Annotated in this window: 7 protein-coding genes; 5 read left to right on the top strand and 2 right to left on the bottom strand. The window is 50.7% G+C overall.

Annotated features, from left to right (window positions below; genetic code table 11):
- Positions 1–73 precede the first annotated feature (73 nt).
- From B2R29_RS08925 to dinG, 5 genes are all read left to right on the top strand, one after another.
- Positions 74–3,130 carry a hypothetical protein gene (locus B2R29_RS08925; RefSeq protein ID WP_301180733.1) on the top strand — a complete coding sequence of 1,019 codons (3,057 nt, stop codon included), beginning with the start codon at positions 74–76 and terminating at the stop codon, positions 3,128–3,130.
- The gene (locus B2R29_RS08930; RefSeq protein ID WP_301180734.1) at positions 3,123–4,208 is read left to right on the top strand and encodes a hypothetical protein; all 1,086 of its coding nucleotides are present in this window, start codon (positions 3,123–3,125) and stop codon (positions 4,206–4,208) included. Before B2R29_RS08925 ends, B2R29_RS08930 begins: the two co-directional genes overlap by 8 nt.
- A 116-nt stretch (positions 4,209–4,324) precedes the next feature.
- Positions 4,325–5,785, top strand: coding sequence for an ExeA family protein (locus tag B2R29_RS08935; RefSeq protein ID WP_301180735.1), 1,461 nt, complete (start codon positions 4,325–4,327; stop codon positions 5,783–5,785).
- Between the two features lie 2 nt (positions 5,786–5,787).
- The gene (locus B2R29_RS08940; RefSeq protein WP_301180736.1) at positions 5,788–6,483 is read left to right on the top strand and encodes a general secretion pathway protein GspB; all 696 of its coding nucleotides are present in this window, start codon (positions 5,788–5,790) and stop codon (positions 6,481–6,483) included.
- On the top strand, positions 6,483–8,573 hold the full coding sequence (dinG, locus tag B2R29_RS08945) for an ATP-dependent DNA helicase DinG (protein ID WP_301180737.1): 2,091 nt from the start codon (positions 6,483–6,485) through the stop codon (positions 8,571–8,573). Before B2R29_RS08940 ends, dinG begins: the two co-directional genes overlap by 1 nt.
- 107 nt (positions 8,574–8,680) lie before the next feature.
- Here dinG and B2R29_RS08950 read toward each other — a convergent pair whose 3' ends face one another.
- Positions 8,681–9,952, bottom strand: coding sequence for an alpha/beta fold hydrolase (locus B2R29_RS08950; protein WP_301180738.1), 1,272 nt, complete (start codon positions 9,950–9,952; stop codon positions 8,681–8,683).
- A 189-nt stretch (positions 9,953–10,141) separates the two neighbouring features.
- The gene (locus B2R29_RS08955) at positions 10,142–10,771 is read right to left on the bottom strand and encodes a hypothetical protein (RefSeq protein ID WP_301180739.1); all 630 of its coding nucleotides are present in this window, start codon (positions 10,769–10,771) and stop codon (positions 10,142–10,144) included.
- Positions 10,772–10,969: the final 198 nt, after the last annotated feature.

Below are 10,969 nucleotides of genomic sequence, written 5' to 3' on the forward strand. Positions count from 1 at the left end.
CACCTGTCTGACAGCTATCCTGTGGTCTGCTCAAACGTAGAATGACAGTTATCAGAATAAGAGTAATAAGAAGATGGTTCATAAGCTCACCTCAGTAATCCTCATTGGTCTGCTCCTGCAAGCTTGCTCAGGAAACTCCAGTTCGACTCGAACCATTGGAGTGGAGGAGGAGAGTTTTGGCATTAGCGGGCGAGTGGGGACCGCGACCTGGGGGAGCCGCATCAGTGCCACGCCTATCAACATAGAAGGTGGCCCTTCGCTCATCGAAAATGACAGTGGCAATCTCGTTTATGATGGCGCTGCTTCACAGTCCTCTCAAACCGGTACTTACGAGCTGACGTCAGAAGCCGAAGATCTCTCAGGGACGTTCATCTTCATAGCTAATGCCGATAACGGTGATGTGTTCTATCGCTGTGAGCGAGTACAGGGGTGCGATTCTCTTGCCTACGGGAGTTACGTTCCTCTCCCTGATGATCTGGATGTCAGAGCAGGCGTTGGAGAGTTGCTTGATGGCATGACGGTGAACGTCAACTGGATTACTGACATCGCAAGTAGCATGGCCAGAACCGTTTATATAGATGCCGTTACCAACGAACTGTCGGCCGATGATCGTACTGACATAAACCAGGCGGTTTTGGATGACATCGAAACTGCAAAACCAGGCGTGTATAACCAATATACGATGGAACTGGCTAACCTACACGTCTCTGAACTTTTCGGTATTACCGATGTTATTTCTTCAGCTGTTGTTGCTCCAAGTCAGATTACTCAGATCGAGACCGTCTCAGGTGATGCCCTGGTCGAGGGTGTTTATTACGGCGCCTTAATTGCTGCATTGCCGTTCCTTGCTGAATCAGACAATACCGACTTTGTCACAAAGTTGGGTGAGATTACGGACGTCGTTATAGATCACCGTGGACAGTTGCTGGAGAAAAACGAGTCTGCAAATGTTGTAACTAAGTTCACGATTTTCTCTGCGGCCAGTACAATTCTTCGGGACAATATCAACTATTTCAATGGGATTGGGGCGAGAGTTCCTGCTGGTGCAGTGACAGCGCTTGAAAGGCTTGATGGTGTTGTGGCATCGATGCGGAATGATGTTAAAACCTCGGTAGATATTGATGTCCCTTCACGACTTGCTAGTTGGCGCACTGCAATTGAAGACAGCAAGTTTTTTATTACAGATCTGACGGCCGCGGTGAAGAATTTCTGGGGTTATGATGACAGCAAGCCTAGCTTCGTCGACCCCGTTCACGGACGTCGCGTTGACTCTTATTACCTGGCGCATGAAACAGCCTTGAACGGGGTGGCAGATCTAGCATTTGGGCCTACTGGTGCTCTGCAACAAATTCTTGAGGGGGCGGAGGCTCTCGCACGATGCGAATTCGGCAACGGTGACTGTTCCACCGAAGGCTTCCCAATTGAGACTGACAGCGACGACCCATCTGGGTTGCCCAGTGATCGCGTACTTATTGATGGGAACCTTCGCCTCGTGATGCGTCCGATTGAGACCAGTGACGCGGATGCGGGCCTGTATAATGTATTCGATTTTGAAATAGAGTCTGCCGACAATCCAGAGGATGGAGTAGAAGCCATTCCTTCTGAAATTAAAAATGCTCTGGTACTTGGCAACGGTAAGAAACTCTACTGGTATACAGAGGCGATTTCTGACGGAAGCATAACGACTCGTCCATACGTTCGGGTGTTTTATGAGGATAGCTACGCGTCGCCTCCTGCTGGATCATTTCTGGATGACTCAGATCCTTCACACGTTGCGCCAACGCAGATTGCGATTGTCTGGCCGTTGGTCAGGTTTGAAGGCAATATCGATGGCGCCCAGGCGGGCGATAATGGTGAACATGAATTCAACGCGCTCGTTGAGGCCAACCTGGTAGGGGTCAAAGACCCGCTCGATGATGCCTCACAGACGAGGTATAACCCAGTTACATTCGTCGTTCGTGCAAGATCTACTCTCGAGCCGGATGAAGAGAACAGGACTGAACTGAACGTTCAGCTCAGGACAACGAATTCTTCATCGTATTACCCAACCAGTAAATGGCCTGCGACCCATGAATTCTTCCTTGGGCGTCCAGATGCTCCGACGGAAATTACAGATCTCGTTGAAAGCCTGTATCGCGACCAGACCGTCTTATCTGATGGTCGGGTTATAGAATATTTTGATGAAGAGCTTCGTGGGAGGGACTTCATAAGTCGGATCAAGTTATACCCCTACGACTCTAGTACCAACACGACCCGTTCCGAATCCTGTAATGTATCCTGGGTGGATGTCGATATGGACGGGGATGATGAAAGAGTTGAGCAGAGTTGCGACACAGTTATTGAGCTAGCCGGAGAGGTAACTCTTGATGAGCTTCTCGAGAGAAATTTCGAAAATAATGTTTTATCCAGATACAGCGTACCTGGAAACGGGATATATGAAATCGATTTGTCTACGTCTGCAATTGTATCTGGTACTGAGTATCAGGGCCTTAGAGAAGGCGAAGAATATGGGCCGTTCAGCGGTACCTTCTATGATGATATCGAGTTAGGGATAGATCGCCTTACTGCCGTTGCAGAAAGCTACCTTAAAGATCCAGAGCAAAACGCGTTAATCCCCGTCATTTTTGAATTGGCTCTTGAGCGGCAGGTTGAAGATGAATTCGCCTTGAGCGCTTCTTATGGTTTCGGCTCTGAAGAAACGTATGAAAATATCAGCAATCAGCTAGGGGTTGTCGCTGGCGGCGATGCTCAGGGCTTTTATGTTGAATTGTCGGTTTCGGAAGAACAGATCAGTGACGGGGAAGGAGGGCTGAAGACCATTGAAGTCGAGCGTGGTTACTGGTTGATTTCCCGTTCAAACGTATCGATGGGTGGCACAGATCAGTCGGTTCTTGCTCAGATAGCTACTCGTACAGAATACACGCAAGGTAACGATGAAACGGCCTGCGGCTTCAATGATCGCGATAAGTTATCAGCAGCAGCGCCGACAGACGCAACTTCAAATGATGGCTGCGAAGCGGTCGCCTATCTGACGGTGCGTGGTGCGCTCGTCGGCACCATTCGCGAAGAGCGTGATAACGTATTCGTCGCACGCTTTATCGACGGTACCTGGATGATCATTGGTGATTAAACCGCGCGTTGTTGCCATTTTGTCCGCAGTCTTGGCCAGCACAACCAGCGCTGCGGCAGAACAGAATATCAAGCACACAGGAAATATGAGCTTTTCGCTGTCTGCAGAGGCCAGCTCAGAGCCTGTCCCGATTGATCAGATGATCGAGGGTTGGGAGCAGGATGCTGATCCGGGTGAGTACGCTTATGCAGATATGAGCCTGGTGGCCTCTGCGTCTTACCAGAACTTCACGCTAAATGCTGAGCGGCGTTGGTTTTACTCGCTTAAGTTTTCTCCTGATACAACGGCAGTGTATCTCGATGCCGAATTTGGTATTGAAACTCAGCAGGATAGAGACCTTAACCTCGTCGCCAAGGTATTTCAGGCTCGCGGAATTGGTGGTTCCTACCGGTTTGAAGGCGAAAACTGGTCGGTGTCACCGGCATTTATGGTATACAAACTGATTCACTATCAGTTTGGTTCGTTTGTAGGGCGGAGTTTTGCTGATGAAGGGTCGAACTTTTCAGCCAGCCTTTCATACTACTTCGATGAATATCGCTTCCCTTCGTTCGATACACTTCCCGAATATGAAGACCCTCAGGGCACTGCGTCCCAGGATTGGTTTGGGTACAGCGCATCGGTATCAGGTAACTGGTCACCTACCGAGGAGCTGGATCTCGCACTGCAGGTCAAAGACCTGTGGAATCTCCTTGATATGGGAAACTCTGGTCATCGTTCGATCTGCGCTGAGGTCGGTGAAGTGACAGATCCGGTTTGCTCCAGTGGCGGAGCAGCCAGCGGCGACGACAATCCAAAGGTGCTTGAAACCTCAATTAAGTCGACTGTGATTGCGAATGCCGTCTATAAGCCGCTTGATGTGTACGTGCAATATTACTGGCACGATGTGTATCGTAACTTATCGATTGAAAAGCGTTATCCGTTCGGAAATGCTCAGCTCGGCCTGGTGGGGACGTCGAAGCGTCAGCTGGGCGCTGCACTCTACTGGCAAGGGCTTTCTGCCAGCTATATCGTCGATGACCTCAATATCAAGCAAGTGCGGGATGCCCGCATAGGCCTGTCGTATCAGTATCTATGGTGAAGGGCCGCTGATGAATGGTCGCCGGTGAATTGATACTGGTTATTTCGGGTTAAGGCACCACTGCGTACAGAGCACAATTCCGGTATCATGCCGGCATCAATCAGACAGGATGCAGCATGTACCTAGAGTACTTTGGCCTAGATAAACTGCCATTTACCATCTCTCCAGATCCGGATTTTCTGTACCCCTCGCCGGGGCATCAGGAAGCGCTGGCGCATCTTAGTTATGCACTGACCGATCAGGGCGGCCTTATCTGCCTTACGGGTGAAGTAGGTACGGGTAAGACCACTTTGTGCCGTGCGCTTATGGCATCGATCCCTGAAGGAGATCATGTCGCCTATATATTTAATCCGCAACTGTCTCCGGTTGAATTGATGCAAAGCATCTGTGATGACCTGGGTATCGCCTACGAAAAAAGCGCGACACTTAAAGACGTCTATGCATCAATCAACGCAGCACTTGTCAGCTTCTACGGAAAGCACCAGCGTGTCATCTGTGTTATTGATGAAGCCCAGTCCATGCCTGTTGCCTTGCTGGAGCAGGTACGCCTGCTGACGAATCTCGAAACTGATCGTGAAAAGTTACTCACACTGGTTCTCGTTGGTCAGCCTGAGCTGCGTGACATGCTGAAGCGAAATGACCTTAGACAGCTGAATCAGCGTATTACTGCCCGTTACCACCTTGAACTGCTAAGCCTGACAGAAACCTCCGAATACGTTGAGCATCGACTGGTCTGCGCCGGCGGCGATCAGATGCTGTTTGACCCGGCCGCTATTGAGGCGATCTGGCATGCAAGTGAAGGGACGCCACGACTGATTAACAGTATTTGTGACAGGGCATTGCTGGGTGCCTATGCCACAGGCTCTCATCTGGTCAGCGCAGATATCGCCAACCAGGCGGTCGTTGAGGTTTTGGGTGCCGATTATCTGGCGCCCTCAGAGGTTGGCGGAGGCAATAGACCGACAGGCGCTAGCAATAACCGTTTTTTGAAAGGCGTACTCGCTGTTTTTCTCGCTGCCGTACTGATCGTTGCCGGAGTTTATCTATACCAGAGTCTTTCTGTATTGAAATTGGTCTCACTGGATCGAAGTAATCCCTACACAGTGCTGCAGGCTTCACTTGCGGAAGGGGCTGCGACGTGCGATTCGGCCGGTTGGCGATGCATTTCAGTTGACTGGGATATCTCAGAATTACGCCATTTGGCCGTGACTGCTGTCGTTAAGGTAGGGACTTCCAAAGACGAGTGGTACTCCCTTGAAGACTACGATCTTGAAGAACATGAGCGCGGATACGCAGGCGAAGCTGTTGTTTTGTGGCAGGCGCCAGCGGGTTATACCAATGCCGTGAAGCCAGGCGAAACTGCCCCGGTTATCCGCTGGGTAAGATCACGTCTCGGCGCTGGCTGGGATCAGGAATGGACCAGTATCGGACCTGGCGGAGTACAGGTTGAAGTGAATCAAGAGTTTTATGATCCTCTCCTTGAACGCGCAGTGGCTGAATTTCAGATTGCTGAGGGTTTGAAAGCTGATCGCATTATCGGGCCAAAAACCCTGATGTACCTGCAGGCGAGGAATTAGCATTGTCTTATATTCTCGACGCACTAAAGAAATCGGAGCAGGAGCGCGAAGAGCGTCCCGCTGCCCGGATGCCTGCTAAAAAGGGCCTGGTAACTGACACCGCCTCAGCAGACGGAGCAACAGATAAAGCGAGTCTCACTCCCCGCAAAAGACCCGTCGTAGGGGTGGTTTTCGCTGCGTTTCTCCTGTCGGTCATTGGTGGTGGAGCGCTTTACTTTGGGCTGCCTGAAAACCAAGGCGTGCCATTGAATCAAATCAATGGTTCGGTTGACGCTGGTGATACGGCCGAAATAGCACGTGCAGAGCCTATTGGTCCTGTGACGACGGTGCAGCTCACGGAAGCTCCCGTTGTTGCAGCCGAAGATATCGTTAAACAGAGCGCCAGTGCCACCATTAGTAGTAAGGAGAGTGGCGAACCGAAAGCGGAGTCGAAGGCAGCGCCTGAGGCATCGTTGAAAGATGCCCGTGCACCTTTTGAAGCGTTGGAGCGCATTCCCGACCTGGATATCACCGGCCACACATTCAGCTCCGTGCCTGCCAAAAGAACAGTGACCATGAATGGCCGTGCCTGGCAAGAGGGTGAGCAAGTGGTAGAGGGTGTATTGCTGAAAGAAATTACTCGCGACGGTATTTTGCTCGACGTTTCTGGTTGGCCTGTCGTGATTGGCCGGACACGTGGTTGGAAGGCCATCCGCTAATGCTGCAAAAAGAAACCAAAGAGCGTATCCAGTCTCTCTATCGTGAAGCGATTAAAGCTCTGGACTTGCGCCCTCGATATGGCCAGCGTGTCATGATTGCGGAAATTGCAAAAGCCCTCGGTGCCATTCACGAAGGCGAGAAAGATGAACGTGACAACGACGCCGGAATTGCCGTCGTCGAAGCGGGCACTGGTACCGGTAAAACACTGGCCTACCTTATTGCTTCACTCCCTGTGGCTATCGAGAGGGAACGTAAACTGTTGGTCTCGACAGCAACGGTTGCTCTTCAGGAGCAGATTCTTGATAAGGATTTGCCGGCATTAAAGAAACATCTTTCTTTACCTTTTAACTTTGCTCTGGCGAAAGGGCGTGGCCGGTATTTGTGTCTCGCTAAGCTTGATAAAGCCTTACAGCAACTTTCTGGCATTCTCTCGACTGTCGATCTTTTCGAGCAGACGCCCGAAGAGCAGGACCGGGAACTCTACGAGAAAATGCTGGTGAAGTATGGCAGCGGTGATTGGGATGGAGACCGTGACCGCTGGGATGATGAGATCGAGCATAAACAGTGGTCACACCTGACTGCAACGCACAGAGAATGCTCTAATCGTCGTTGCCCTCATTTTCAGAACTGCGCTTTTTATAAGGCGCGAAGTGCAATGGAAGATGCTGACGTTATTGTCGCTAATCACGATCTGGTGCTTGCTGACTTGTCTCTCGGTGGTGGTGCTATTTTACCGGCGCCGGAGAAGACCATATACGTGTTTGACGAAGGGCACCACCTGGCTGATAAAGCGCTGAATCATTTCCGTCTGGAGTTCGGTGTACGTTCAACGCGCCAGTGGCTGAAGCAACTTGAGAAAGTGATAGAGCAATTTATCGCAGATGCAGGTATGCCTGTAGGATTAATGCATTCGCTGCAGGAGATGCCCGCTAATCTTCAGGCGCTTTCTCAGAGTGCCAGCCTGGTCTGGCCTTTGGTCATGGACCTGATGCAGGACAAAGACCGACAGCGGTTCGAATTTGGTGTGCTACCTGAATCGCTTCGCGAACTTTTGCAGACAATGAAGGCGCCTTTGCAGCCGGTGGTTCATTGCCTCGACAAAATGTCGGACATGCTGCAAAAGTCTCTCGACCCGAATGAAACCGGAGATTTTCAGCGGGAAGTCGCCGAGGCTTGGCAGGCGCCGGTCGGTATCATGCTCGCGCGTGCAGAAGAGCTGTCAGAGGCCCTTTCATGGATTGCCGCAGAAGAGGCAGAAGGTGAGCTTCCTGTCGCCCGCTGGCTCAGCAAGCGTCCTTATGGAGACGACTGGGATATCTCTATTTCAGCTTCACCTATCTCGGTTGCAGCTCAATTGAGAAGGAATTTGTGGAGTCGTTGTTATGGCGCGGTCGTCACCTCGGCAACACTCACTGCACTGAACAGCTTTAATGCATTGAAGTGGGAGGCTGGTCTGCCAGATTGGGCTGTCTACGAAAGGGTAGCCAGCCCGTTTAATTATCCAGAACTCGGTCAACTTGAAGTGGTTCAGTTAGCCTCTGACCCGAAGAGTGAAGCCTTTGAAAGTGATGTTCAGGACTGGCTCAAAGAGGCAGTAAACCCTGATGAAGCAACGCTTGTGTTGTTCAGCTCCCGAGCACAGCTTGAAGCCACGAGAGACTTTTTTATTCGGGATTGGTATGAGCACCTGCTCTGTCAGGGCTACCTTCCGAAAGGTGAAATTGTACGCCGTCACAAAGAACGGATTGATGATGGAAAAGGGAATGTGATCTTCGGGCTCGCATCGTTCGCCGAGGGGATCGATTTACCGGGTGAATACGTCACCCATGTTGTCATTGTTAAAATTCCGTTTGCGGTACCCGATGATCCGATTCAGTCTGCTATATCCGAGTGGATGGAAAGTCGTGGTCGCAATCCGTTTATGGAGCTGACTTTACCGGCGGCTTCTATTCGCCTCATCCAGGCGTGCGGTCGCCTTATCCGCAAAGAGTCAGATCGCGGTAAGGTCAGTATTCTTGATAAACGATTGGTCTCGTCGCGCTACGGTCAGCTGCTACTCGATTCGCTGCCGCCTTTCCGCCGGGTATGATTCGATCTTTCCGGTCTGGCTTTCCAATATCAGAGCCAAACTTAAGGCAATAAAAAACCCGCCGAAGCGGGCTGTGTATCTGGCAGTCCTGCCGTGCACTTTTAGTCTCAGGCCAGCTGGCCTGCTACTTCCTCAACTGTGGGCTGATCTTCGCGGACCATCAGCAGGTGGTCCTGCAGATAGTTCAAAAGTGCTTCAGCACCTTTCATCTCGCGTTGCATCAGTAAACAACGTAATGATTTTTTGTCTTTGCCCAGAATACGAACATGGTAAGTGTGACCTGTTTCCGGGATCTCAAGCCATAGTTGGTCTGAAGCTTCGTTAAGCGTCATATCAACGTTGATCTGCTCGATCTCGCACCCACTGAAGTTAATGTTGCTGATGCGGACTGTGTGTTCTTTGCCTGTTGCTTTATCGTGCAGGCTGTATGGCTGTTCCATAGGGCGCAGTCGTGCTTGCAGACGCTGGTTAGCGAAGTCGTATGCTTGTGGGTCATACAGATCGACACCCTGGATGCCTTCGAGAGACTGACCACTCATAAAGCGGCATACCACTTCCATTGAGGCTGACTTCTGCTCGAATTGCGCTAGGTGATCAGCATTACGAATAACTGCAAACTTACCATTAACACACTGGCGTGCTACTGCGGCGTTCTCTTGCGGCAGAGTAAAGTTGTCGAACTCACCAGTGGCAATCAGGGTTTCGCAAGTCGGGAATGATTTAAAACCCTGGAAGCGTAGCAGGCGGCGGGTGTTCTGAGCGTAGCGCTGACGCTCGTTGTCATTCAGACGAGCAATCTGGCGGAACAGAAGACGACGGTAGGTTGCGCCAATCTGCGTATCTTCCATGCGATTGTGGTTGATCAGGTTGCAGACAGCGGTGGTCGCAAACGCGTCCATGTCGCCGCTATCGAGCAGCGTGAGAGAATCCTCAAGCAAGGTGATCAGACTTTCACGACGGAAGCATGTAATGCCGGAAATAAGAAGACGATCAATCATCTGCGGGTACGCCGATGCGAAAAGCGTCGCCATGGCTGAACCGTAGCTCACACCCATCAGCTGAACTTTACTTACGCCCTGAGAGGTCAGAAAACCTGCGATCAGGTCACCGAAGTCTTCCATATCAAGTTCGGGCGCGAGCTGGTCGTTACCACCCTGAGAAGGGAAGTCTGCAAGGATGACAGGGCAGTGCTCAAGCATCTGTTCAACTTCATTACGGAACGACGAAAAACTCTGGAAAGCACCACCAAGAAACATGACTGGCGACTTATCCATGTTGCCCTCACTTTCGTAGGCAACAAACTCAACCTTATAGTCACCAATCATCTGGATGTTCGGTGCTTGCTTTAACGCTGCTGGGGAGTAGTTGGCAAACTGCATGATGGTGTCGACTCTTTATTCTTATAGTGTGATCACTCTATCGCACTTATAGACAGAATGCCACACTTGTATGTTTTCTTTACGTAACATTGAATTCTTTCTATGTCTTTGATTTTAAAGGTAAAATTTAGCCGCGTAACGTGAGTCGATCGGGTTCATGAAAAATAATCGTTGCTCTCGTCACATTTCTTAACGTGGCGAATTAAACTGAAACCGAATCTCATCGGGCGTTACGTTGATGTCAAAATCACCGTTAGGAGTAGAGTGCGATTCTGGCGCCAGGTTCCCTGCATTCGGGATAACGATTTCGAATGAATACGGGCTGATGGCAAGCTCAGAGGGCGGGACCGCGCCGTCTGGGTAAACCGCGTTCGAAAGGCTCAGATTTTCGTAGTCGATCGGAGTTCCTTCTTCGAGCCCCAGTGCAGAGCGAAGAGCCGCCTCATTGATGAACTTGTCGTGATCATAAACGGGCGTGTCAGGGATGCTCTGAGAAATACGTGCGAACTCATATTCTGTCTGAGCTGTCATGTCGTAGGGCATCGCTTCATATTGCTCACGCATATCTATCGTCGACTGCGACGTTGACTCGCCCTCGGAGAAATCGTCTTCAAGTGGTGATACTCGAATAATACTGCGGCGCTCATTCTGCTGAGTGGGTGCCTTCTTGCGCACAATTACGGTTGTATCGCGGATGTAAGACTCCGTCATCTCTTCAGCCGGAATTTCGGTGATTTCAGCGAATGTGAGAGGAGATGCAGCGATAGAGAGGCTCAGCACGGCGCCAGCAAGGACTGAGAAATTATTGATATCTTTCATGATGAGACTCCCAATGATGTTTTACTAATCCTAGAGGAACGCCGCAGAGTTACAAGCGTACATTAGCGTCACCAGTGCCGCATTTCAGGCCTTTCAGTTAACAATTGAATCTGAACCGTAAACTCTCTGTAAGCTGGAACACGGGTACAACTTAGGGCACACTTGCGCGCACGCTTTGTTATCACTGGTTGTAGTCCT

The sequence above is a fragment of the Thalassolituus sp. UBA3500 genome (assembly GCF_002377545.1).
In the GTDB taxonomy this organism is placed as follows: Bacteria; Pseudomonadota; Gammaproteobacteria; order Pseudomonadales; family Oceanobacteraceae; genus Thalassolituus.

Bases quoted from the DNA above. Each gene is read 5' to 3' on its own strand.
- B2R29_RS08925 (WP_301180733.1), top strand. From the start codon at position 74: ATGGTTCATAAGCTCACCTCAGTAATCCTCATTGGTCTGCTCCTGCAA.
- B2R29_RS08955 (WP_301180739.1), bottom strand. From the start codon at position 10,771: ATGAAAGATATCAATAATTTCTCAGTCCTTGCTGGCGCCGTGCTGAGC.
- B2R29_RS08950 (WP_301180738.1), bottom strand. From the start codon at position 9,952: ATGCAGTTTGCCAACTACTCCCCAGCAGCGTTAAAGCAAGCACCGAAC.
- B2R29_RS08935 (WP_301180735.1), top strand. From the start codon at position 4,325: ATGTACCTAGAGTACTTTGGCCTAGATAAACTGCCATTTACCATCTCT.
- dinG (WP_301180737.1), top strand. From the start codon at position 6,483: ATGCTGCAAAAAGAAACCAAAGAGCGTATCCAGTCTCTCTATCGTGAA.